The sequence below is a fragment of the Pseudophaeobacter sp. genome, assembly GCF_048267565.1.
In the GTDB taxonomy this organism is placed as follows: domain Bacteria; phylum Pseudomonadota; class Alphaproteobacteria; order Rhodobacterales; family Rhodobacteraceae; genus Pseudophaeobacter; species Pseudophaeobacter profundi.
Window position 1 is genome coordinate 147,993 of the sequence record NZ_JBLWXG010000006.1, and the last position, 23,428, is coordinate 171,420.

A 23,428-nucleotide genomic window follows, 5' to 3' on the forward strand; every position below is an offset into this window, starting at 1 on the left:
TGCTGAGATTGTCACGCACAGCGTAAGGTGAGCCTTTGCAAAATTTTAGTTGCGGCGAAAAAAACTTCGTTAGGAGATTTAGAAAAATGAGAATCAAGAGATTCCAGGTATCAGGATTCAAAGCGGAGCAGAGAGCTGCAAATTTGATTTTTGCCGACGGACCAACCAGCGTCATGTATGGACCCAATGGTGTTGGCAAGACGACCATGCTTCAAATAATGAGTTCATTCTTCTCGCAATCTGAGTCAATCCTTTTGGCAAATAAGGTTCAAAGAATAGACTGCACCCTAGTTGGGGAGATCGAAAAGTCTGAGTATCACGTATACGCTGAATCTAACGGTGAAAGCGGTTATGAGTGGCATATTGAAGAGTACCCAGAGTTCGACAAGTTAAGGTCCCTTTCAATTGGTGTGGAGCGCGGGATTGCACCTCAAAACCTGTCCGTTAATCCTGAGATTATCTTCGACTTTCTTTACAGATACAGCAAAAATTCTCGACGGGGTTTCAGAGGTACGCACGATTATAGACCCTCAGAAATCGCGCGGGATTCGGGGTTCCGGGACGACATGCGAAATTTATCATCGGAACTCGCCTATTTTCTGAGAAGAAGGAGCCGAAACAGTTCAAGGCAAAGAGAGATCGATTTCGACGTTGCTCATCTCAACCTCAAATCTATCAAGATGGAAAATATCGAGGATATCCTCTCGGATCAGTATCGAGAAGCGCGTTACAAGACTACTAAAAATATTCAGGCCGCTCTGTTTGACACGATTGCGACTTTAGTCGAGAACCCTGAGCTCAACCGAAGTGATGAACAGTCAACACCTGAATTTCTCGCGTCACTGAAAAAGTACCAGAGCAGAATAGAGAGTGCGCTTTCTGGGCCAGACGAAAATGCCTTCATGAGTATGGTTCGAAATACGCTAGACCTGTATTGTTCCGATGATGCTCAAGTCACGCCCGACGACAATCCGATATTAATTAACATGTTCCGCAATATGATCCGAGAGCTTGAGGTTGAGGATGAAAGCCTCGACGGTGTCAACGTAATCGTGTCTGCCTTCAATGACCAACTCGAGTTTGGAAAGAAGCTTGTAGTTGAAAGCTCTCGCAGTGCCTATATTGAGATTGATGAAGAGCGCCACGGGTTGGGCGAGCTTTCCAGTGGTGAACGCCATATTCTTACGTTCCTGACGCTGATTTCAACGGCTGGGAGAGGGCGTGACTTTATCTTCATAGATGAGCCGGAAATATCACTCAACCTGAAATGGCAGCGCGAAGTTCTTGGATTGCTTCAAGGCATTCTTCCAGACTGCCAAATTATTGCGGCGTCGCATTCCCCTGCAATCAGTCAAAACCCAAACACACTCTGCAAACTTGAAGTCGGGGGAAGCCTCGTTGACCGTTGAAAATGGCGGCTACGAATTGCCGACGAAGTCCGAAATTGTGAACGACGCAATCATGTCCGGACAAGCTGCCATTATCTTAGAGGGCATCACGGATATTCAAGTTTATCAAAGGATTGTTTCCAGGCTTGATCGAGATGTCGTACTCAAGCCTGTTGAACTTATTGCAAACTTTGGAGAGGGGTGCTCTGAGGTTGTACGTCTTTTCGCTGAACTAGAAGAGGAGGACGACCTGAGGCCTTATGTCCCAAAAAATATTCTTGGGATTATAGATAAAGATGTTCGTGATTTCAGAGGGGAAATGCCTCAAAACGGAAATGTAGTTGTCCTCAAGCATTACTCCATGGAGAGCCATTTCGCTTGTAGGTCGGTTATAACTAGATGCCTGGCTGACTCGACTTATGCGCCACAAGATGATCGTCTCAGTCAGGTTGCGGAGCAAGCATACGATAAATTTTGCAATGCAAATGATGTCCTGTTTCTAGCTAGCGTTGAAGCGTTGCGAGGAGCTGTTGAAGATAACTACCAATCTGCGTTCAGATATTCGGATGGGGTTGGGCGTCTCAACGACGCTGGGCTGGTCCATAGCCTGGAAGCCAAGCGGCAGGCACTAGTTGATTTTGCTGAGCCGTATGGTCTCAGTGCCTCCATCTCTAGTTTGAAACGGTTCGTAAAGGGAAAGGTTCTTTTAGATGGTTTCTGTAACGAGCTTAGGCAATTTATAAGGGAATTGCCTGGCGGATGCGGCACTACGGGCGTCCCTCATTGTGATTACTGTGATGCCGGCTTGAATGAAAAGTGTTGCTATAGAACGAAGCCGGGGGTGACTGAGAATTCATTGAAGAATGCAATTCTGGGACAGTTGCCCCTAGCCGAATTCGAGTACTTAATTCAGGAGTTGCAGGAGCAGCTCAATTCGGGCGTAGCTTAGCAGTCCTTGGGGGCTGTTTCAGACGCAACTCGAGGCCATCTAACAAGAGTGTGACTCGTTACGCGAATGGTTTGCGGTCCTCAGAATTTGAGTACCGCAAACCATATCGGAGCAGGGTTGCCAACAGTGTACAGAGGTAAGTCTAGCCGAATGCCAGCGGGAGCCTGCTTTCCTGCGCTTATTGGCGCCTTGGACGCTGCTGCCTACTGCCGTGTTCCTACGTAATGCCGAGGCTGGAGCTCAAGGGGCGAGTGTCGACTCTTCTGAGAATCATGGTCATTCGCAGCCGAACGCGAGAATGACCGGTTTTCGCCCGTCTCGTATTCTCAATGCTGGTGTCAGTTCACCAGAGAGAGGACTGCTTTGGGCTGACACCGGCCATAGGTATGGAGCACAGCCCTGCTCTAGGCCGCCTAGGAGGGCACCTCAGGTCGGATTACCATCACATCCAGGTCCGTTTCAAATGGGCCGTTTCAAACTGCCTTTAACGCCCCATTTGAAACGGCCTTGCAAAGCCTCAAGTCAGTGCGCTAGCGGGGCGCGCGGGGCTATCTGCTGCTCAAAATCGTTTGCTGCAGATATCTATGTCCAAAGTTGAAAAAATCCGTGTCCCGCTACACCCATTTGAAACGGCCTTGCAAAGCTTCAAATCAATGCGCTAGCGGGGCGCGCGAGGCTATCTGCTGCCAAAAATCATTTGCTGCAAATATCTATGTCCGAAGCTGCAGAAATCCGTGTCCCGCTACAAACATATAATGAATTAAATCAGAACCTTACTCACATTATGTAAAAAAGATTTACATAGCCCCTTGAAGCCAGTCCACCCAGATCCGATATGCAGTAATGTGAAAGGCATTTACATCGTGCCAAACACGACAAGCCCGGTCGCAAGACCGCATAACCTGGAGACGGAACATGACAGCTATTACCTCCCCCACCCCGCCCCACAGCCAGCAGGGGTGGTTCACTCGTAGCGAGGCCTGGTTGGACCAAAAAGGCAAAGGTGCCTGGATTGCCGCCATGGTGCTTGGCTTTGTCTTTTTCTGGCCAATCGGCCTTGCCCTGCTTTTCTACATGATCTGGAGCAAACGTATGTTCAACAAATCCTGCCGTAGCCGTAGCCGCAAAGCCTGGGCCAGCCATGGAATGTCGGCAATGAAACCCTCTGGCAACTCGGCCTTTGATGCCTACAAGGAAGACACGCTGCGTCGGCTGGAGCAGGAGCAGCATGACTTTGAGAGCTTTATGCAGCGCTTGCGTGATGCCAAGGACAAGGCTGAATTCGACCAGTTCATGGACGAACGCAGCGAAATGCCCGAAACTGCCCCCGAGACCGGTGAGAACGACGAAAACGATCACGCCGCCAAGGCCCACTAGGGCCGACCGCTGGCTCTCGATCTGCGCACCAAGGCCCAAAGGGGCGGTGCGCGGGTCAATCCCTACCCTGAAACAACCTTGAAAGACCGCTCATGACCGCCCTGCCCGATCCCGATTACCAGGCTGAATTCTATGCTTCTGTTGCCCCCAAACGATTGGTCGCCTGGGTCATCGACAGTATCCTTATTTTCGGGCTTTGCCTTATTACCGTCCTCTTGACGGCCTTTGTCGGCCTGTTCATCTGGCCGCTGCTTTATCTGGTTATCGGCTTTGTTTACCGCGCCGTGACCATCGCCAATGGCTCTGCCACCCTAGGGATGCGCTTTGCCGGGATCGAACTGCGCGCCCTGAACGGGCGGCGTCTGGATGCCGGGCAAGCAACGCTGCATACAACCGGCTATTCCCTGTCGCTGGCCATTCCGGTCTTGCAGGTGATTTCGGTGATAATGATGCTGACCACCGCGCGCGGCCAGGGGCTGAGCGATTCTCTCCTGGGGACTGTCATGATCAACCGCCGCGCCTGAGCGCGGGCAGAGGCCTGACAAAAGGAGCCGCGGGCGCCTGATTTGACCGCCTGGGATAACGCGGCAGCGGCCCGGCCTTAACCTTGTCTCAATGCAGGCTTGCACAGGGCTGGGCCATTGATATCCTGTACGGGCCTCTTATGATCAAGAAAACCCTCTGCACAACAAGGCCCAGATGCGCCATACACTTCCAATTGCTCCTCAGTTCTATGTTACTGCGCCGCAGCCCTGCCCCTATCTGGAAAACCGGATGGAGCGGAAGCTGTTCACGTCGTTGCAGGGGGATGGCGCCGAGCAATTGAACAACAGCCTGTCACAACAGGGGTTTCGCCGCTCGCAGAATGTGCTTTATCGGCCCTCCTGTTCCGAGTGTTCAGCCTGTATGTCAGCGCGGATCGATACCAGCGCCTTTACCATGACCCGCAGCCAAAAGCGCGTTTTGAAACGCAACGCCAACCTGCAGCGGCGCGCCACCTCGCCCTGGGCGACAGAGGACCAGTACAGCCTGTTTCGCCGCTATCTGGACAGCCGCCATTCCGATGGCGGCATGGCGGATATGGATGTCTTTGAATACGCCGCGATGATTGAGGAAACGCCAATCCGCACCCGCGTCATAGAATATAGCGAACCGCAGTTCAGCGAACTTGTTGCGGTGTCTTTGACGGATGTGCTCGAAGATGGGCTGAGCATGGTCTATTCCTTTTACAACCCGGATCAGCCGCAGAATTCGATTGGCACCTATATGATCCTTGATCATATCAGGATCGCGCAGGAAAGTGGCCTGCCCTATGTCTATCTTGGCTACTGGGTGCCGGGCAGCAGCAAGATGGCCTATAAGGAAAAATTTTCAGGCCTTGAGATCTATCATCAAGGCAGCTGGAAACAGATGCAGGATCCTACTGATTTTACCGAAAGCACCCATCCGCTGTCGGCAGATCCCATTGCCGAACAGGTGGCCAATATCCAGTTGCCGCAATCCCCGCTGCACCGCAGTCGCTAACCCGCCTCGCCTGGCGGCTGGCCTGCTATATCCTCCCCCCTAGACCTAATGTTGGCTGGCTGCGTCCGCTCGGGCGGCGCTGGGGTGCCTGTACCGCTCAGTAGTGCGGTATGCGGCGCGAACCTAGGGCGGGTCTCCGTCGGCATAGAAAAAGGGCCCCTTTCGGGGCCCTTTTGGGTCATGTCACACATGCCGACAGGTTAGTTCGGGATCAAAGCCGGCACGATGGTCACGATCGAAGGGAAGAACCACAGGATCGCCAGACCCGCCACCTGGATCAGCACGAAGGGCAGAACCCCGCGATAGATATGCCCCGTCGTCACCTCTTTGGGTGCCACCCCGCGCAGATAGAACAGCGCAAAGCCAAAGGGTGGGGTCAGGAAGGAGGTCTGCAGGTTCACCGCTACCATGATCGTCACCCATTTGGGGTCAAAAGACCCGCCATAGATTACCGGCCCGACAATTGGGATCACGATGTAGATGATCTCAAGGAAGTCGAGCACGAACCCAAGGAAGAACAGCACCAGCATAACGATCAGGAAGACCGTCAGCTCGTTGTCAAAGCTCTTCAGGAACTGCTGGATATAGTGTTCACCACCAAATGAAATCACCACCAGGTTGAGCAGCTGAGAGCCGATCAGAATGGTGAAGACCATGGAGGTCACCTTGGCAGTTTCCCGCACCACTGGGGTCAGCACGCCACCTTTGAACAACACCCAGCAGCCATAAAGCAGACCAAAGAGCGCATAAAGATAGGCACCATAAGCAAAGAAGAAGGCAATCCAGCTTTCAAAGCTGACATTTTCCTGATTGATCCGCAGATCAAAGTTCACCCCGATCAGGATTGCAATCATCACCGCAAAGGTCGCCCAGATGATGATCTTGCCGGAACGCCCCTCATCCTGCAGGCGACGATAGGCCGCCAGCATGATCGCCCCACCGGCCCCAAGCGCCGCTGCCGGCGTCGGGTTGGTAATGCCACCCAGGATAGACCCCAGCACCGCAACAATCAGAACCAGCGGTGGGAAAACCACCCGGATCAGGTCATTGCGGGCACATCGCGCCGCTGCTTCACGGGCGCCATAAAGCGCCAGCAGGAACGGCAAGGCCATCAGCAGAACCGTCACACCTGGTGTCGTCGTTGGTGCCACCAAAAGCACATCAACCAACAGAACCAGCAGCAGGCCAATCGCCCCCAGGATCAGTGGTTTGACATCCCTTGACGGCGCCACACCGCGACCGATCGCCAGCACAAGCCCCAGCATGACCACAAGAATGGTAATCCCAGTGCCAATTGGCGCGGCATTTGCAATCTTGTCGACCTGGGCCTGGGCGAACTCTTCCTCTGTCAGCTTGGTTGCCTGGGCAACCCCACCAGAGGCGTCGATCGCCACCTGTTCCGCAACCGCTGCATCCCAGGCCTCTTGGCCGTGCAGATCGATCATGGCGGCCTGACAGTCAGGCCCCACATTGGTCCGCAGCGACGCGGTCTGCCCCGCATCGGAAAAGGCCGAAACCGTGATATTCTGCGACCCGATCACCCCGAAAGAGCCGAGAAGCATGGCACCACCGATGATGGCAGCAGGTGCGCCGAGGAACCACAACAGGGCCTCATTGCGGGTGACCGGCTCGTTCGAGCTGGCTTCCAGCGCCACAGCCGGGGCCTTTTCCGGGTTCAGCATCGCATAGCCAAAGGCATAGAGCGCATAGAGCAGCGCCAGCATGATCCCCGGCAGCAGCGCCGCCTGGAACAATGTCCCCACCGAAACCACGGCAGGTTCACCCAGATAGGTCAGGGCGTCGGAACAGCCGACATCCATCGCACGGCTTTCCTGCGCGGTCGAGTAGAGATCCCCCGCCAGGGTGCCCAAGAGAACGATGACGATTGATGGCGGAATGATCTGCCCCAATGTGCCAGAGGCCGCGATGACCCCGGTAGCCAGTTCCGGCGAGTAGTTGTTGCGCAGCATGGTGGGCAGAGCCAGCAGGCCCATGGTCACCACAGTTGCCCCAACAATCCCGGTAGACGCGGCAAGGAAGGCCCCAACCACAACAATGGAAACCGCCAGACCACCAGGCAGTGGGCCAAAGACCCGCGCCATTGTGGTCAACAGGTCATTGGCGATTTTTGACCGTTCCAGGGTGATCCCCATCAGAACGAACATCAAAACCGCCAGCAGGGTTTCAATGGAGGCCCCCGCCAGAACCCGTTCGTTCATCCGGTTCACGATGAAGGAAACGTTGCGGTCCATCGCATATTCCCAGCCCTGCGCAAAAACAGGTTCTGCAATGCGTGGGAGCTCTGGATAGCGGAAGACCGAAATGACATCGGGTTTCACCCCGCTGTTCACCAGATCCTGATACACCGCAGACGATGTATCAATGGCTTGGTGGATCAGCAGCCCGGCGCTGTCGAGCGCCGCGATGATCCCGAAGGAGATGATACCAGCACCGCCGATGGCAAAGGCCACCGGGAAGCCGGAAAGGATGCCTCCGAAAAGGCATAGGAATACGATGAGCAGGCCGAGTTCGACGCCATCAAGACCGAAAAGCATATCAGCTGTCCCTTAGGTTAATGAGCGCCTTCATAGGCTTCTTCGCCCTCTCCAAGGGTATCCTTGTCGAGGTATTTATTTTCACTGCCCTGTCCTTCGATGAACTCCAACAGGGAGCGATAGAAGAAGGCAGCAGCATGTACAAAGACGATGCCAGCGAATGTCACCAGCAAGATCTTGAAGAGAAAGTAACCGTTAAAGCCATTCGGGCTAAAGCCGATGGTTTCAACGTTCCAGCGCAGCGCGCGCGCCTTCATCACCAGGCGTTCCAGGCTGTCAGAGGCCGAAGGCTTCGGCACGATGAGATGGCGCCACAGGAAGTACCAGCCATACATCCAGGTCAGCACGGCCGCAGGCATCATGAAGATCAGCGAGCCAACCATGTCGACCACCTTCTTGGCGCGGAAACTGATGCCGGAATAGATCAGATCCACCCGCACATGCCCGCCCTGCACAAAGGTGTAGGTCACACAAAGGCAGACCACCAAGGCATTGTAGAGCTTCAGTTCTTCGGCAAACCAGCTGATGTCTTTTTCAACCGCAATGCCAAGACCAAAGCTCATCTCTGGGCGCGCAAAGATCCGCTGCATAAAGACGATGATGATCTGCTGGATCACCATGATCAGACCCGCCCAGGCAAAGAACCGCCCGATGCCGTTGGCAAAGCCTTCCAGCACCCGAACCATGCCCCACATGAACTGGCGTCGATAGATGCCAATAGCCGTCAGGATCAGAAACAGGGTGAAGACCACAAAAAAGAACTCGACCGAGCCGCCATAGTAAACAAAGCGCATGATCGAGGCCTTGTCAGACCAATCAAGCCAGAGCTGCGGGTGGGTTACGGCGTAGCCGAAATTATAAAAGGCGCCGGCGATGTTCTGGACCAGCCAGATCAGGCCGTTGAACAGAGCGCCGAAAAAGGAAATGCCTGTGTCGTCCTGCATTGTTCCCTCGGATGATTGCATGCGGCGGGTTGGAGGCGCGGTTTGCTCAGCATGAGCATCCTATGGGAATGACCCCTGCCTTCTGGCCTGCGGCAAAAATGAAAAAGGGACCCCCCGCGCCCGGCGGGGGGTCCAAAAGATGCGTCAGGGGCGATTAGCCCAGAACGCGGTCGCGCTGTGCGGTGTACACACCGGACGACAGGTTCTGCCAAGCGGAAGAAGACTTCATCGACTTCATCGCGCTGTCGTGGATCTTCTTGAACAGGTCGTCGCCCATGTTTTCGTCCATGACTGCTTTCGAAGCCGCACCGAAAGCATCCCAGACGGAGTCAGGGAATTCCATGACCTTGACGCCACCAGCCTGCAGACGCTGCAGCGCAGCACCGTTGTTGGCCAGGAACTGTGTCAGGTTCCACTGGTGGCATTCACCAGAGGCGATTTCGATGATCTTCTGATGCGCAGGCGACAGGCTTTCAAAGACGTCACGATTGGTCGCAACCGACAGACCGGCACCTGGCTCGTGGAAGCCGGCGGTGTAATAGGTCTTGGTGATTTCCTGGAAACCGGCTTTTTCATCCGCCCAGGGGCCGATCCACTCGGTGCCGTCGATGGCACCGGAAGACAGTGCCTGATACACTTCGGAACCAGGGATGTTCTGAACCGAGGCACCCAGTTTACCCAGGGCTTTGCCGCCGAGGCCAGGCATACGGAACTTCAGACCGTTGAAATCTTCGGGGCTGTTGATCTCTTTCGAGTACCAGCCGCCAGCCTGGGCGCCGGTGTTGCCGCCGAGGAAGGATTTCAGACCAAAGATCTGGCCCAGCTCGTCGTGCAGCTCCATGCCGCCGTCCTGGTAGTACCAGTTGGCCAGCTCGGTTGCTGTCATGCCGAAGGGCACAGCGGTAAAGAAGGCATAGCCTGGGTGCTGACCAACAAAGTAGTAGTCGGCGCCGTGATACATATCGGCCTGACCGGAAGACACCGCGTCAAACACTTCAAACGCGCCAACCAGTTCACCGGCTGCTTTGATGTCAACGGTCAGCTGACCATCGGACATGGCGGTGACATTGTCGGCAACGCGCTGCGCGGCGTCAAACACGCCTGCCAGACCGCGGCCCCAGGTGGTGACCATGGTCAGGGTGCGCTTACCCTGTGCATAGGCCGGTGCGGCCAGAGTGGTTGCAGCTGCGGCGGTCCCGCCCAGCGCAGAGGTTTTCAAAAAAGAACGACGATCCATAATAGTGCTCCTCCCATAAGTAGTCCCTATGTCCGGCTTTGGCCGAACGGATCTATTCGAGTGGCGTCAGCCTAGCGGCGGAATGGCGCTTGTGAATACCTAGTACTGCGTAGGCGACGCAAAAACTGGCCATTCCTGAATGCTGGACCGCCAATTTTTGCGAATCCGTCGCGATTTCACGACCCGACATGGCAAAATGCCAATGCCAGGTCTTTGATTCGGTTGCGAGATTGCGTAACGATTCGGCGCATGGCTAATTTTCGCATGATTTTTCGACCAAACTACGCACAGAAGCTCTCAATTCTGGCGACGCTGCCGCTTGTGGTTGCGGTGGCGGCGATTGCCCTGCTGATCGCGTTTGAGTCGCGCAGCTCTGCCGAGCGCGAAATTCAGGCCCTGCAACAGCAGCTCTTGGCGGCCAAAAAGGCCGAGCTGCGTAACTATGTGACCCAGGCGCGCAACGGGTTTTCCTTTATCTATGGCCGCGCCGCGCCCGACGACGAAGAGGCCAAGCAACAGGTGACGCAGATCCTGTCTTCTATGATCTATGGCGCCGATGGTTTTTTCTTTGTCTATGATTACGACGGCACCAATCTTGTCAGCCCGCGTCAGACAGAGTTCATAACCCGCAACTGGACCGGCCTGAAGGACAGCCAAGGCACCCCGGTGGTAGATGAATTCATCCGTCTGGCCCGACAGGGGGCGGGCTGGCATAGCTTCATGTGGCAAAAACCTTCGACCGGAGAAGAGGCGCGCATGATCGCCTATGTTGTCGGCCTGCAAGACTGGCAATGGGCCGTCGGCACTGGCGTCTTTATCGACGATGTGCTGGCCACGGTTGCAACTGCCCGTGCCGAGGTGGAATCGCGGGTGCAGCGCACGTTCTACTATACCGGGGCAATTGCGCTGGCAGCGCTGGTCGTTGTCTTTGCCTCGGGCATGGTGCTGAACATCCGCGAACGCCGCCTTGCCGATGTCAAACTGAAAGAGCTGACCCAGCGGGTTTTTGACACCCAGGAGGAAGAGCGCAGCCGGGTGGCGCGCGAATTGCACGATGGTATCAGCCAGATCCTGGTCGGCGTGCGCTATACCCTCGACACGGCCAGTCGGCAGCTCAAGCGTGGCGAACTGCAGCGCGCGCTCCCGCCCCTGGACAAAGGGATCGAAAACCTCGCCACCGCCATCACCGAAGTGCGCCGGATCAGCCGTGATCTCCGGCCCGGGGTGTTGGATGATTTGGGGCTGGGGCCAGCGCTACAGGCGCTGACGGATGATTTTGCCCAGCGCACCGGTATTGCCTCCAACTTCAGCACAGTGGTATTTCGCAACCGGCTGGATGCCGAAGCCAAGATCGCGCTCTACCGGATTGCCCAAGAGGCGCTGATGAATATCGAACGCCATGCAGACGCCACAGAGATGTCGATGGATCTGCGCGGCCACGCCAAGGGGGCGACGCTGCGGATTTCTGACAATGGCACCGGCCTGCCCCCCGAACAGGACCGCACCGGGGCGGGCATTGGCCTGCGCAATATGCAGGAACGCATAGAGCAACTTGACGGCACCTTACGCATTCTGTCATCACGTGGCACCCAGAGCGGCACAATGATCGAAGCCATCCTGCCCCTGAGCCACCTGCTGGCACCGGGGGAAAGCCTAAGCGATGAGCCGCGGGTCAAATCATCCTGACGTCACCAGCCCCGGGGGTCGGCGACTGGCGATACCGCTACCAGCGGCCAGAGAAAGGCCAAAGGAAAAGACATGACTGATGTAACGCGCGTTTTGATCGTCGATGACCACCCCATGGTGGCCGAAGGCATCCAGTCCATTCTCGAGAGCTATGACGACATCGAGGTGCTGGCCTGCCTTGTGGATGGGGTCGAAGCAGTGGAACAGGCCGCCGCCCTGGCACCGCATGTTATCCTGATGGATCTCAACATGCCGCGCCTTAGCGGGCTGAGCGCCACCGAGCTGATCCTGGAGCGCCTGCCCGAAACCCGGATCGTGATCCTGTCGATGCATGACAGCCCCGAATATATCTCAACCGCGCTGAGCCATGGCGCCATGGGCTATATCCTGAAGGATGTACCCACCGAAGAAATCAAGCAGGCGATTGATGCGGTGGTGCGCGGAGAGCGTTATCTCTGTACCGGAGCGGAAGGCTCGCTCAAACCCAAAGATGGCGAGACACGCGAGGCCCTGACCGGGCGCGAACAGACCATTCTGCTTGAATTGGCGCAGGGAAAATCCAACAAGGCGGTCGCGCTAACCCTGGATATCTCGGTACGCACGGTCGAAACCCATCGCAAGAACATCAAGCGCAAACTGGGCATTTCCTCGACCGCAGGCCTGACCCGCTATGCTCTGGAACACGGTGTTTTGCAGGGCACCGGGCACGAGTTTTAATCCGGCGCAGGTGTTTTCAGCCGAAATGGCCCGCACATTTTTCCACTAATTACAAAAAAAACCTTCAGCACGCAAGAAAATGTCCCAAATCAACTCTTTTTCAGTGTCTTTGCCTGTTGACGCCCCGTTCCAGCAGACATAATGTCCGCTGCAACGTAGTACAGTAGCACACAGGGAGAGCCTGGCCATGACCAGCCTAGTCGTAATTGTAGGAACCAAGCGCATGGGCCGGTAACGGTAGACCACAATCAAACCCATGCGCCTCCCCTTGAATAAGCGGAGGCTTTTTTTATGCGTAATGGACGATGCCGCCAATTGGAGCAAAAAGCAGATGACACGTGAAATGACCGGCGCAAAAATGGTAGTCGAAGCCCTGAAGGAACAGGGCGTGGACACAATCTTCGGATATCCCGGTGGCGCCGTACTTCCGATTTATGACGAAATTTTCCTGCAAAATGACATTCGCCACATTCTGGTGCGTCACGAGCAGGGCGCGGTCCATGCCGCCGAAGGCTATGCCCGCTCCACCGGCAAGCCCGGCGTTGTCTTGGTGACTTCGGGGCCTGGGGCCACCAATGCGGTGACCGGGCTGACCGATGCGCTGCTGGATTCCATTCCGCTGGTTGTGCTTACCGGCCAGGTACCAACCTTCATGATCGGCTCTGATGCCTTTCAGGAGGCCGACACCGTTGGCATCACCCGCCCCTGCACCAAACACAACTGGCTGGTGAAAGACACCGACAAGCTGGCTGCAACCCTGCACGAAGGCTTTCATGTCGCCACCTCTGGCCGCCCCGGCCCCGTTTTGATCGACATCCCCAAGGATGTGCAGTTTGCCACTGGCACCTATCAGTCGGCGAAACCAACCGGTTCGCGCTATCAGCCGACCGTCAAGGGCGACATGGAAGAGATCACCGAGCTGGTCGCCGCCATCGAGACCGCCGAGCGGCCCGTATTCTATACCGGCGGCGGCGTTATCAACTCTGGTCCTGCCGCCTGTCAGCTGCTGCGCGAACTGGTCGATGCCACCGGCATTCCGATCACTTCGACCCTGATGGGGCTTGGTGCCTATCCGGCCTCGGGCGACAACTGGTTGGGTATGCTGGGGATGCATGGGCTTTATGAGGCCAACCTGGCGATGCACGACTGCGATCTGATGATCAATGTCGGCGCCCGGTTTGATGACCGTATCACTGGCCGCATCGACGCCTTCAGCCCCAATTCGCAAAAGGCCCATATCGACATCGACCCCTCTTCGATCAACAAGGTGATCCGCATCGACATTCCCATCGTTGGCGATGTGGGCCATGTGCTTGAAGATGTGCTGAAAGTCTGGAAATCGCGTGGCCGCAAGGTCAACCGCGAGGCCATTGCCAAATGGCAGGAACAGGTCAGCGAATGGCGCAAGGTCAACTGCCTGGCCTATGTTGGGTCGGAAAAAACCATCAAGCCGCAGTATGCCCTGCAGCGGTTGGAGGCCCTGACCAAGGACCATGATCGCTATATCACCACCGAAGTGGGCCAGCACCAGATGTGGGCAGCGCAGTATCTCAACTTTGAAGATCCCAACCGCTGGATGACCTCCGGTGGCCTGGGCACCATGGGCTATGGCTTCCCGGCCTCTATCGGGGTGCAAATGGCGCATCCCGATGCATTGGTGATCAACGTCGCCGGCGAGGCCTCTTGGCTGATGAACATGCAGGAAATGGGCACCGCCGCCCAGTATCGCCTGCCGGTGAAACAGTTCATCCTCAACAATGAACGCCTTGGCATGGTGCGCCAGTGGCAGGAACTGCTGCACGGGGAACGCTATAGCCATTCCTGGTCTGAATCGCTGCCCGATTTTGTGAAACTGGCCGAAGCTTTTGGCGCCAAGGGCATCATTTGCTCAGATCCGGCAGATCTGGACGATGCGATCATGGAGATGATCACCCATGATGGCCCGGTGATCTTTGATTGCCTGGTGGAAAAGCACGAAAACTGCTTCCCGATGATCCCATCGGGCAAGGCCCATAATGAAATGCTGATGGGAGAGGCCGACACCCAGGGCGCCATCCAGGCTGGCGGCGCGGTTCTGGTTTAGGCCTGCCATTCACCACATGCGCCGGGCGATCACGCCCGGCGCCCAGTTTGGCCCCCGTTGGCCGCCCTTCGAGGCCCATAGGCCCCATGGCATGAATTTTAGAAAGGGACATCAATGTCTGCCCTACACATCAAAAAAGGCTCTACCCGGCATTCTGCCTATAACCTACGCCCAACCTTTTCCGACCAGGAAGAAAGACACACCCTGGCCGTTCTGGTCGAAAACGAACCCGGCGTCCTTGCCCGTGTGATCGGCCTGTTTTCCGGGCGTGGCTACAACATCGAAAGCCTGACCGTCGCCGAGGTCGATCATACCGGCCATATGTCACGCATCACCGTCGTCACAACCGGCACGCCGCAGGTGATCGAACAGATCAAGGCGCAGCTGGGCCGGATCGTCTCGGTACACGAAGTGCATGACCTCACCGTTGAGGGTGACTCGGTTGAACGAGAGTTGGCGATTTTCAAGGTGGTGGGCGATGGCGACAAGCGGGTCGAAGCCCTGCGTCTGGCCGATATCTTCCGCGCCAATGTCGTCGACAGCACCCTGAACAGCTTCATTTTTGAGATCACTGGCGCGCCGGAAAAAATCGATGCCTTTGCCGATCTGATGCGCCCGCTGGGCCTGACCGACGTGGCACGCACCGGCGTTGCCGCCCTGCTGCGCGGTAGCTGAGACACTGCAACCGCTGCCTTTTCCAGTATCAAGGCCAGTCTTCGGACTGGCCTTTTTCATTGGGATTTTGGCCGATACGCGCCAGCGCATCAAGCGCAGGATGAGCCGTCAGGCACTGCGCCGCCGTCTGGTATGCCGGGTGGGAAAGCGCACGACCTTCGGGTCGTCACGCGCCAGAGCTGGCCCCTGCGACCAGGACGTCGGCGGCACCGGAAAGCCGCCCTGCCCTGCATCACAGACCGCAATGTCCAGGCTGTGATCTTCCCAAGATGCAACAAGGTCATCCGCAGGCAGCGGCATGCCACCGCGCCCACAGGCAACAAGATCGGCAACCAGCTCTGGGCAACCAGGTTCCTCTAGAACCCGGAGATCGCGCGCCAAACGCAGATCAGAAGCCAGGATCAACTCAAAGCTCACCCAATCGCCAATACCTAATTTGTGGTCTTCACAGGTGCCCCGATGGATATAGAAGGCCAGGTCTCCCTGGTCTTCACACCAGATAACACCCTTCCCGGCGGCAGCATCACTCCAAAGAACTATTCCAATCATTTCGGACCTCGTATCTTGGGTAATACAAGTGTGCTGCAAATGAAGGGATTAAACATCGTCAAAACTGCGTCGAACCATTGCTTTTTGTGTCACCCCGGCTAGTCTTCTGACACAGAATTGAACCAGGATGTCACGAATTCGTATCCACTAGACCCCGACAGCAACAGGACACATAGCGCCAGATGCCAGAACCCCACGACGGAAAAGATCAAACCGATGGCGGTCGGGTCCGGTCGCCAGTGCAGTTGCGCAATATGTTTGGCACCAATCTGCGTCAGCTGGCGCAAAACTATCCGTCGATTTCTGAACTGGCCCGCCGCCTAGAGATCAACAGAACCCAGTTTAACCGCTACATGTCCGGCGAAAGCTTTCCGCGCCCAGATACACTGGACCGGATCTGCGCCTTCTTTGACGTGGACGCGCGCATCCTGCTTGAGCCGGTCGACACAATCGGGCGTCAACCGGTGGTGCTGGACAGCCCCTTTCTCGCCGGTTTTCTGGGCCATGGTATCTCTCAGTTGACTGAGGCCATGTTCCCAACCGGATTTTACCGCTTTACCCGGCGCAGTTTCATTCACAGTGACAAATTCATCATTGGTCTTGTCTATGTGTTCCATTCAACCAACACAGCCACATTCATCAAAGGCTATGAGGCCCGCGACTCCATGCGCTTTCAGGGCTTGCCGGAAACGCCGAGGATGCGCGAATTTCGCGGCCTTGTAACCGCGCATGAAGATGGTGTCGCCTTTGTCCTCTCGCGGCGCAATGCGATGACCTATTCTTTCAACTATCTGTCACGGATCAGCTCGATTGAGAATAACTTCTGGCTTGGCTATGTCGCGCGCACCGTACGCGATGGCAGCGGAGAGCGGGTCACCCGCATGGTCTACGAACATCTTGGACAGAAAATGGGGCCGGCGTTGAATACCGCCCGCAGCGCAGGCTTTGCCGATGCCGAAGATCTGCAACCCTATCATCGCCATCTGTTGCGCCCGGACGATCCGTTTTACTGACCTGCCGCTCTGGCACATCGGGGCAGCGGTCAATGCGTTGTCAGTGGGCGATCAACCGGTAGAGGTGCCAGGTTGCATGCCCCAGCAGCGGCAGAACAAGGAACAACCCGGCAACCCCCGGCAACAGCGCCGCAAAGGTCAAGACCGCGATCCCCAGCCCCCAAAGCATCATCAGCAGAAAATTGCGCTGCACATAGGTAAAACTGGCAATCATTGCAGTGACAAAATCCACCTCCCGGTCCAGCAGCAGCGGCAGGGAAATCACCGTAATCATATAGAGAAGCAGCGCAAAGAGGGCGCCAACTAGGCTGCCAGCCGCCAGCATCATCAGGCCATTGGCGGTCAAGAACACCTCTAGCGAGCTGGAAATATTGGTCATCGTTGTCAGCCCCAGAAACAGGGCAAAAATCATGTGGCCAAGGAAGAACCAGAACAGAAAGACCACGATGATGATCGCACAGATCGAGGGCAACTGGCGGCGGCTCTGATGCAGGATCACCCCCAGAATGGCAGAGGGGTTCATCGGTTCGCCCTGCTCCAGCCGGTGCGACACTTCATAAAGCCCCACGGCGGCAAAGGGGCCAATCAGCGGAAAGCCAATGGCCGCAAGCACCAGCCAAAAGGTGGTGCCCGTTTGCAGGGTGATCCAGCTCATCAACCAGCCCGCCGCCACATAGACCCCGGCAAAAAACAGCCCATAGGCGGGTTTGCGGCAAAAATCCTGCCAGCCAAGGACCAGCGCCTGTTTCAGAATATTCGCCTGCATTGGCCGCAGCTCTGGCAGGCCAAAGGGTTTTTCCGCCATCTGTGTTCTCCTCCCCAGAAGATTTGATCTCTATCGACCTGGACTGTAGGTCTTTGGCCGCATCAACTGTTCGGCGCGGATCCTGGTGGTGGCGACTTTTGTGGCCAGCCGGTTGCCTGATGATAGGCTTGGCCCAGCGCCAGCAACTGGCGATCCTGCCCCTGACGCGCAAAGATTTGCAGCCCCATTGGCAACCCAGCCGCACCAAAGCCGGCAGGCACCGCCAGGCAGGGCAGCCCCAGCAGGCTGACCGGGGTGACCACCTGCATCCAGCGATGATAGCTGTCCATCTCTGTGCCTGCGACCTCGCGCGGGTAATCCTGGGTCAGCGCAAAGGGCCAGCACTGCGCCGTGGGCAACACCAGCGCATCAAAGTCTTGAAACAGCTCGCTCGCCCGGCGCTGCCAATTGGATCGAATATCAGAGGCCGCCTGGATCTGCTGAGCACTGAAGGCAAGGCCGCGCTCCAGCTCCCATATGGCGGTGTCTTTCAGCGCTGCGCGCTGCTGGTCATCGAACCGGCGTAGCCCCGCTGCCACCGCAAAAGAGCGCAGGGTGATCCAGGACTGCCAGATTTGCTCTGCCGGAAAGGGCGGCGCCACGGGTTCAACCCGGTGACCCAATGCTCTCAGATCCTCCAACGCGGCGCTACAGGTCGACAGGATGCCTGCCTCCATCGGGAAGGCACCGCCCCAATCGCCCAGCCAGCCAATGCGCTGCGGCTTGGCATCCGGCAGCGGCAGGGTGGCAGAACTGCCCCGCGCCTGCGGTTGGCGCGGATCCGGCCCCGCCATCACATCCAGCAACAGGGCAATGTCCTGCGGACTGCGCGCCATCGGCCCCACGGTGGACAACGGGTGTAAAAACAGATCGCCCTGCGGCTCTGCCGGGATCCAGCCCCAGGTCGGGCGAAACCCGTAGACATTGCACCAGCCCGCCGGATTGCGCAGGCTGCCCATCATGTCAGATCCATCCGCCAGCGCCACCAGCCCGGCTGCCAACGCCACCGCCGCACCGCCCGAAGATCCGCCACAGCTGCGCGCCGGATCATAGGGATTGCCGGTGGCACCATAGACCGGGTTGAAGGTCTGCGAACCGAGGCCAAATTCCGGCGTATTCGTCTTGCCGATCATAATCGCCCCCGCAGCCCGCAGCCGCGCCACGAACAGCTCATCCGCATCAGGGATGAAATCCTTGAACAACGGCGATCCCTGGGTCGAGGCAATGCCCCGCACATTGGCCAGATCCTTGATTGCCAGGGGCAGCCCGTGCAGCGCGCCGCGCTCGGCCTTCTGATCCGCAGCTGCAGCCTCGGCCATCAGTTCAGCGCGCGGGCGCAGGGCAACAACGGCGTTCAGGGCGGGGTTCAGCGCGTCGATCCGATCCAGTGTCGCCTGCATCACCTCTACTGCGCTCAGGGCACCAGTATTGAGTTGCTGCACCAATTCTTGCGCGGATCCATAGGGGTCGTACATTGCAGTCCTGCTCCTGACTTATTTGAAAATCAGCCTAGCGGGCAAAGGCACGCCTGAAAAGCCGCACCCGCGCTGCAGCTTTCATTTTCACTGAAAATCAGTGTGATGCGCCGCCGCGCTGACGACGCGCCCGAGGCAGATAAAAACGGGCGCAAGAGTTTCCTCACGCCCGCCAGGTCGTCCCCAAAGCTGTACCGGGGCAAACCCCGGCGTCACACTGCGCCCGCTTGGCGCTAGTCGCCCTGCGCTTCAGAACGGCTCTTGCCGGCCACGTTCAACGCCAGGGTTGCCGCCATGAAGCCATCCAGATCACCATCCAGCACCCCCTTGGTGTCCGAGGTTTCATGGTTGGTGCGCAGATCTTTGACCATCTGATAGGGCTGCAAGACATAAGACCGGATCTGGCTGCCCCAGCCTGCATCGCCCTTGTTTTCATGCGCTTCGTTGATGGCAGCGTTACGCCGGTCCAGCTCTTGCTGGTACAGCCGCGATTTCAGTGCCTTCATGGCAATATCACGGTTCTGATGCTGCGATTTTTCCGACGAGGTCACCACAATCCCGGTGGGGTGGTGGGTGATCCGCACCGCAGAATCGGTGGTGTTTACGTGCTGCCCCCCCGCACCAGAGGAACGATAGGTATCAACACGGATATCCGCCGGGTTCACTTCGATGTCGATATTGTCATCCACCACCGGATACACCCAGACAGAGCTGAACGAGGTATGACGCTTCGCAGCCGAGTCATAGGGCGAGATACGCACCAAGCGATGCACGCCGCTTTCAGATTTCAGCCAACCATAGGCATTATGGCCAGAAATCTTGTAAGCCGCTGATTTTATACCCGCTTCTTCGCCCGCGCTCTCCGATTGCAGCTCAACCTTATAGCCCTTTTTCTCAGCCCAGCGCACATACATCCGCGCCAGCATAGAGGCCCAGTCGCAGCTCTCAGTACCACCGGCACCAGAATTGATCTCAAGGAAGGTGTCATTACTGTCAGCCTCACCGTCCAGCAGGGCCTCAAGCTCTTTCTCCGCCGCCGTCTCCTTCAGCGCCTTCAGCGCCTCTTCGGCATCCGCGATGACCTCGCCGTCCTCTTCCATCTCCCCCAGTTCGATCAACTCGATATTGTCCGCCAGATCCTGCTTTATGCCCTTATAGGTATCAATGGCATCGACCAGGTTCTGCCGCTCGCGCATCAGTTTCTGCGCCGCCTCGGCATCATCCCACAGATTGGGGTCTTCGACCCGCGCGTTGAACTCCTCCAGGCGATATTCGGCCGTTTCCCAATTCAGACGCTGAGCCAGAAGCTCCAGCGACTTCTCGATCTCGGCCACGGTGTTTTGGGTTTCAGCGCGCATGTCATGTCCTTGAACTACGTATCAAGCAAGGGTGATAGACCACGCGGCCCCTGCGGGCAAGCAGCGCACCGCCCCCGGCCCAGGGAATTCAAACCGCCCCCGGCGTCATGGCCTCGCAAAACCCGACAGCTGGCTTTGCAAGCTTACCAATAGTGACACCCCAACATGACGGATGGCAAGCCGACTGGCCTTTCTGGAAAAAGCGGCTTTCGAAGTGGCAGCAACGGCAATGATTCGCGCCCTTGTCAGGATGGGAACATCGCTGATCGCCAGCTCTGACAAGGACAGCCTGCCTCGCCGCAGCGCGAGGCAACACAGATACAGGCCTTATGCCGTACGGCCCAACGCAGCCTGCACCTACCGCTTTCATCTTACCAGAAATACCTCCGCCGGAGGCATGAAAACGTCGCACGCCGCAGGCGGGCGCAGGCAGGATGGCTTGTCCCCTGCCCTTAGTACTGCCCCCCCGACGTGATGGTGCCAAAGGTGGCCTTGGGGCCCAGCACCGCAGTGCCACCGCTTGAGGTGGTGACCTGACGGCCAGACTGTTGCACCTCTTCCAGCAGCGGCAGATCCGATCCCATCGCAAAACCACCATCAAAGGCGAGACCAAAGATCGGCTCGGCGCCATCGCGGAAATACTCTGCCACCACATAGGCACCAGAGGCGCTGTCGGGCAGACGTGCGCCTGTGTAGCGGTCGATCTTGATGAAATGACCGCCCTCAGGCACCTCAAACGGGCCGCCGCCAAATTTCTCAGTCGCGACCTCCATGAATTGTTGGAAAACCGGGCCACACATGGTGCCACCATAGGCACCGCGGCCCATCGGCCGTGGCTGGTCAAAACCCATATAGCAGCCGGCGACGATATTGGAGGTAAAGCCAACAAACCAGACATCGCGGGAATCATTGGTGGTGCCAGTCTTGCCCGCCGTTGGCACCGGCAGGTCGATCACGCTAGAGGCCGTGCCGCGATCCACCACCCCCTTCATCATAGAGCTGAGCTGATAGGCTGTGATCGGGTCCATCACCCGTTCGCGATTGGTGACAATACGTGGTGCCTGCCCCGCTGCCAGGCCGGGGGCGGAACAATCGACGCAGTCGCGATCATCATGGCGATAGATGGTGCGGCCATAACGGTCTTGCACCCGGTCCACCAGGGTCGGCTGCACCCGCTCGCCGCCATTGGCAAACATCGCATAGGCCGCCACCATTTTATACAAGGTGGTCTCTTCCGCCCCCAGCGAGTTGGCAAGGAAAGGCCCCATATCATCATAGACGCCAAAGCGTTCCGCGTAGCCCGCAACCACCGGCATGCCAACCTCTTGTGCAAGACGAATGGTCATCAGGTTCCTGCTTCGCTCAATCCCGGTGCGCAGCGGTGTAGGGCCATAAAACTTGTTGGAAGAGTTCTTGGGGCGCCACAGGCCCTGCGGGGTGTTGATCTCGATCGGGGCATCCACAACGATGGTCGCCGGGCTATAGCCGCTGTCCAGTGCCGCCGCATAGACAAAGGGTTTGAAACTGGACCCCGGCTGTCGCTGCGCCTGGGTGGCGCGGTTGAACACCGAATGCTGGTAGGAAAACCCGCCCTGCATCGCCAGAACCCGGCCAGTGTTGACATCCATGGCGACAAAGCCGCCCTGCACCTCTGGCACCTGCCGCAGGGACCAGTGTTTCAGGCTGCCGTCTTCGCCACGCACGGCGCGCACCAGTACCACATCGCCGCGGCTGATATTGTCCTTGAAGCTGCCCTTCATCCACTTGATATCATCGCGCGGCACCTCACCGGTGCCCTCTTCGCCTTCGACGCCAACCACCAGGGCCTTGTCGCCCACCTCCAGCGCAACCGCTGGCAGCCATTTGCCGCCAAGGGTGATGTCGCGTGGAACCTCTGCCGACAACAGCGCCGCGCGCCAGCTGGCTTCATCCGCCAGGTCTGCCTCTTCCAGGGTCACACCAGTGCCAATCCAGACACCGCGTGAGCGGTCGTATTTTTGCAGGCCGGTGCGCAGCGCATCTGCCGCTTCGGTCTGCATCTCGGCATCAATAGTGGCCCGCACAGACAGGCCACCGGTGAAGAATTCTCCCTCGCCAAAGTTTTCCGACAACTGGCGGCGAATCTCATCCGAGAAATAATCGCGCGGCGGCAATGTGGTGCGGAAACTGGCGAAATCGCCATTCTGCACTGAACGCAGCGGCTGTTCGACTTCAACGTCATACACCGCCTGAGAGATGTAGCCGTTCTCGCGCATCTCGCGCAGCACATAGTTGCGGCGCGCCAGCAGACGCTCCCTCTGGCGGACCGGGTGATAATCCGACGGCGCCTTGGGCATAGAGGCCAGCGCCGCCGCCTCATGTGGGGCCAGCTCGCCCAGGGTTTTGTTGAAATAGGTCTGCGCCGCAGCCGTCACACCGTAGGAATTCTGTCCCAGGAAAATCTCGTTCAAATAGAGTTCCAGAATCCGTTCCTTGTCGAGCGTCTCCTCCAGCCGGGTGGCCAGGATGATCTCCTTGATCTTGCGCGCGGCACGGCGGTCGCCGGACAACAGGAAGTTTTTCATCACCTGCTGGGTAATAGTCGAGGCCCCGCGCACATTATCCCCGCGCGAGCGTACCGCCTCGAAGGCGGCGGCGGCGATACCGCGGGCGTCATAGCCATGGTGGCTATAGAAATTCTTGTCCTCGGCGGAAATAAAGGCCTGCTTCACCAGATCGGGAATATCCTCTGACGGGGTGAAAAGGCGCCGTTCCTTGGCAAATTCGTCAATCATCCTCCCCTCGCCCGAATAGATCCGGCTGATGGTGGGCGGTTGGTACTGCGACAGGGATTCATGGCTGGGCAGGTCGCGACCATAGATCCAGAATACCGCCCCAAGGGTCAGCGCCACCATGGCAATGCCAAGGGTGATGGTACTAAAGATGGATCCAAAGAAGGATAGTATAAACCTGAGCACGGATGCGGCCTTTCTCGCGAGGTGTCGCCTATATAGGAGCCCGGGGGCGTGGGGTCAAAAGCACAAACAGCGGAAAAATGCCATAGAAGGGGGAAAAACCGCCTCAGACGCCCCGCGGATCATATCTAGACTGCTG

Annotated in this window: 18 protein-coding genes; 10 read left to right on the plus strand and 8 right to left on the minus strand. The window is 57.4% G+C overall.

Features of this window, described 5'->3' with window-relative positions; all coding sequences use genetic code 11:
* The first annotated feature begins 86 nt into the window (after nt 1–86).
* The 5 genes from ACN0VH_RS14655 to ACN0VH_RS14675 all read left to right on the plus strand — a co-directional run bounded on the left by ACN0VH_RS14655 (nt 87) and on the right by ACN0VH_RS14675 (nt 5,238).
* A complete protein-coding gene (locus ACN0VH_RS14655; RefSeq protein WP_417701006.1) occupies nt 87–1,409 on the plus strand; it encodes an AAA family ATPase in 1,323 nt (440 codons plus the stop codon).
* On the plus strand, nt 1,399–2,337 hold the full coding sequence (locus ACN0VH_RS14660; protein WP_417701007.1) for a DUF4435 domain-containing protein: 939 nt from the start codon (nt 1,399–1,401) through the stop codon (nt 2,335–2,337). Before ACN0VH_RS14655 ends, ACN0VH_RS14660 begins: the two co-directional genes overlap by 11 nt.
* A 915-nt stretch (nt 2,338–3,252) precedes the next feature.
* Nucleotides 3,253–3,714, plus strand: coding sequence for a DUF2852 domain-containing protein (locus ACN0VH_RS14665; protein WP_417701008.1), 462 nt, complete (start codon nt 3,253–3,255; stop codon nt 3,712–3,714).
* A gap of 92 nt (nt 3,715–3,806) precedes the next feature.
* Entirely contained in the window at nt 3,807–4,238 is a 432-nt protein-coding gene (locus ACN0VH_RS14670) for an RDD family protein (RefSeq protein ID WP_278924266.1), read from the plus strand.
* Between the two features lie 175 nt (nt 4,239–4,413).
* Nucleotides 4,414–5,238, plus strand: coding sequence for an arginyltransferase (locus ACN0VH_RS14675; RefSeq protein ID WP_278924267.1), 825 nt, complete (start codon nt 4,414–4,416; stop codon nt 5,236–5,238).
* Between the two features lie 200 nt (nt 5,239–5,438).
* Here ACN0VH_RS14675 and ACN0VH_RS14680 read toward each other — a convergent pair whose 3' ends face one another.
* The 3 genes from ACN0VH_RS14680 to ACN0VH_RS14690 all read right to left on the minus strand — a co-directional run bounded on the left by ACN0VH_RS14680 (nt 5,439) and on the right by ACN0VH_RS14690 (nt 9,974).
* Complete coding sequence (locus tag ACN0VH_RS14680; RefSeq protein WP_278924268.1) at nt 5,439–7,793, minus strand: TRAP transporter large permease; 2,355 nt, start codon at nt 7,791–7,793, stop codon at nt 5,439–5,441.
* Between the two features lie 17 nt (nt 7,794–7,810).
* Nucleotides 7,811–8,737, minus strand: a complete 927-nt coding sequence (locus ACN0VH_RS14685) for a TRAP transporter small permease subunit (protein ID WP_278924269.1) — start codon at nt 8,735–8,737, stop codon at nt 7,811–7,813.
* Between the two features lie 154 nt (nt 8,738–8,891).
* Nucleotides 8,892–9,974, minus strand: a complete 1,083-nt coding sequence (locus ACN0VH_RS14690; protein ID WP_278924270.1) for a TRAP transporter substrate-binding protein — start codon at nt 9,972–9,974, stop codon at nt 8,892–8,894.
* Between the two features lie 249 nt (nt 9,975–10,223).
* Between ACN0VH_RS14690 and ACN0VH_RS14695 the strand changes: the two genes are divergently transcribed.
* The 4 genes from ACN0VH_RS14695 to ilvN all read left to right on the plus strand — a co-directional run bounded on the left by ACN0VH_RS14695 (nt 10,224) and on the right by ilvN (nt 15,135).
* The gene (locus tag ACN0VH_RS14695) at nt 10,224–11,660 is read left to right on the plus strand and encodes a cache domain-containing protein (protein WP_278924271.1); all 1,437 of its coding nucleotides are present in this window, start codon (nt 10,224–10,226) and stop codon (nt 11,658–11,660) included.
* Nucleotides 11,661–11,732: 72 nt separating this feature from the next.
* Nucleotides 11,733–12,377, plus strand: coding sequence for a response regulator transcription factor (locus ACN0VH_RS14700; protein ID WP_278924272.1), 645 nt, complete (start codon nt 11,733–11,735; stop codon nt 12,375–12,377).
* 331 nt (nt 12,378–12,708) lie between these two features.
* Nucleotides 12,709–14,460 (plus strand): acetolactate synthase 3 large subunit, encoded by a 1,752-nt coding sequence (locus ACN0VH_RS14705; protein ID WP_417701009.1) that lies wholly within the window; start codon nt 12,709–12,711, stop codon nt 14,458–14,460.
* A 114-nt stretch (nt 14,461–14,574) separates the two neighbouring features.
* Entirely contained in the window at nt 14,575–15,135 is a 561-nt protein-coding gene (gene ilvN / locus ACN0VH_RS14710; protein ID WP_278924274.1) for an acetolactate synthase small subunit, read from the plus strand.
* Nucleotides 15,136–15,243: 108 nt separating this feature from the next.
* On the opposite strand, the gene ACN0VH_RS14715 is transcribed toward ilvN, so the two are convergent.
* A complete protein-coding gene (locus ACN0VH_RS14715; protein ID WP_278924275.1) occupies nt 15,244–15,684 on the minus strand; it encodes a hypothetical protein in 441 nt (146 codons plus the stop codon).
* 254 nt (nt 15,685–15,938) lie between these two features.
* Here ACN0VH_RS14715 and ACN0VH_RS14720 point away from each other — a divergent pair, with 254 nt between their 5' ends.
* Nucleotides 15,939–16,697: a helix-turn-helix domain-containing protein gene (locus tag ACN0VH_RS14720; protein WP_417701025.1), complete on the plus strand. Its 759-nt coding sequence runs from the start codon at nt 15,939–15,941 to the stop codon at nt 16,695–16,697.
* A gap of 40 nt (nt 16,698–16,737) precedes the next feature.
* Here the strand turns inward: ACN0VH_RS14720 and ACN0VH_RS14725 are convergent, their stop codons facing one another.
* The 4 genes from ACN0VH_RS14725 to ACN0VH_RS14740 all read right to left on the minus strand — a co-directional run bounded on the left by ACN0VH_RS14725 (nt 16,738) and on the right by ACN0VH_RS14740 (nt 23,292).
* Entirely contained in the window at nt 16,738–17,502 is a 765-nt protein-coding gene (locus tag ACN0VH_RS14725) for a DUF2189 domain-containing protein (protein WP_417701010.1), read from the minus strand.
* Between the two features lie 62 nt (nt 17,503–17,564).
* Entirely contained in the window at nt 17,565–18,977 is a 1,413-nt protein-coding gene (locus tag ACN0VH_RS14730; protein WP_417701011.1) for an amidase, read from the minus strand.
* 233 nt (nt 18,978–19,210) lie between these two features.
* On the minus strand, nt 19,211–20,335 hold the full coding sequence (prfB, locus tag ACN0VH_RS14735) for a peptide chain release factor 2 (protein WP_278924278.1): 1,125 nt from the start codon (nt 20,333–20,335) through the stop codon (nt 19,211–19,213).
* A 452-nt stretch (nt 20,336–20,787) separates the two neighbouring features.
* Nucleotides 20,788–23,292 carry a penicillin-binding protein 1A gene (locus ACN0VH_RS14740; RefSeq protein WP_417701012.1) on the minus strand — a complete coding sequence of 835 codons (2,505 nt, stop codon included), beginning with the start codon at nt 23,290–23,292 and terminating at the stop codon, nt 20,788–20,790.
* Nucleotides 23,293–23,428: the final 136 nt, after the last annotated feature.

Coding starts and splice junctions, on each gene's coding strand:
- ACN0VH_RS14655 (WP_417701006.1), top strand. CDS start 87: ATGAGAATCAAGAGATTCCAGGTATCAGGATTCAAAGCGGAGCAGAGA.
- ACN0VH_RS14665 (WP_417701008.1), top strand. CDS start 3,253: ATGACAGCTATTACCTCCCCCACCCCGCCCCACAGCCAGCAGGGGTGG.
- ACN0VH_RS14670 (WP_278924266.1), top strand. CDS start 3,807: ATGACCGCCCTGCCCGATCCCGATTACCAGGCTGAATTCTATGCTTCT.
- ACN0VH_RS14675 (WP_278924267.1), top strand. CDS start 4,414: ATGCGCCATACACTTCCAATTGCTCCTCAGTTCTATGTTACTGCGCCG.
- ACN0VH_RS14680 (WP_278924268.1), bottom strand. CDS start 7,793: ATGCTTTTCGGTCTTGATGGCGTCGAACTCGGCCTGCTCATCGTATTC.
- ACN0VH_RS14685 (WP_278924269.1), bottom strand. CDS start 8,737: ATGCAGGACGACACAGGCATTTCCTTTTTCGGCGCTCTGTTCAACGGC.
- ACN0VH_RS14690 (WP_278924270.1), bottom strand. CDS start 9,974: ATGGATCGTCGTTCTTTTTTGAAAACCTCTGCGCTGGGCGGGACCGCC.
- ACN0VH_RS14695 (WP_278924271.1), top strand. CDS start 10,224: ATGGCTAATTTTCGCATGATTTTTCGACCAAACTACGCACAGAAGCTC.
- ACN0VH_RS14700 (WP_278924272.1), top strand. CDS start 11,733: ATGACTGATGTAACGCGCGTTTTGATCGTCGATGACCACCCCATGGTG.
- ACN0VH_RS14705 (WP_417701009.1), top strand. CDS start 12,709: ATGACACGTGAAATGACCGGCGCAAAAATGGTAGTCGAAGCCCTGAAG.
- ilvN (WP_278924274.1), top strand. CDS start 14,575: ATGTCTGCCCTACACATCAAAAAAGGCTCTACCCGGCATTCTGCCTAT.
- ACN0VH_RS14715 (WP_278924275.1), bottom strand. CDS start 15,684: ATGATTGGAATAGTTCTTTGGAGTGATGCTGCCGCCGGGAAGGGTGTT.
- ACN0VH_RS14720 (WP_417701025.1), top strand. CDS start 15,939: ATGTTTGGCACCAATCTGCGTCAGCTGGCGCAAAACTATCCGTCGATT.
- ACN0VH_RS14725 (WP_417701010.1), bottom strand. CDS start 17,502: ATGGCGGAAAAACCCTTTGGCCTGCCAGAGCTGCGGCCAATGCAGGCG.
- ACN0VH_RS14730 (WP_417701011.1), bottom strand. CDS start 18,977: ATGTACGACCCCTATGGATCCGCGCAAGAATTGGTGCAGCAACTCAAT.
- prfB (WP_278924278.1), bottom strand. CDS start 20,335: ATGCGCGCTGAAACCCAAAACACCGTGGCCGAGATCGAGAAGTCGCTG.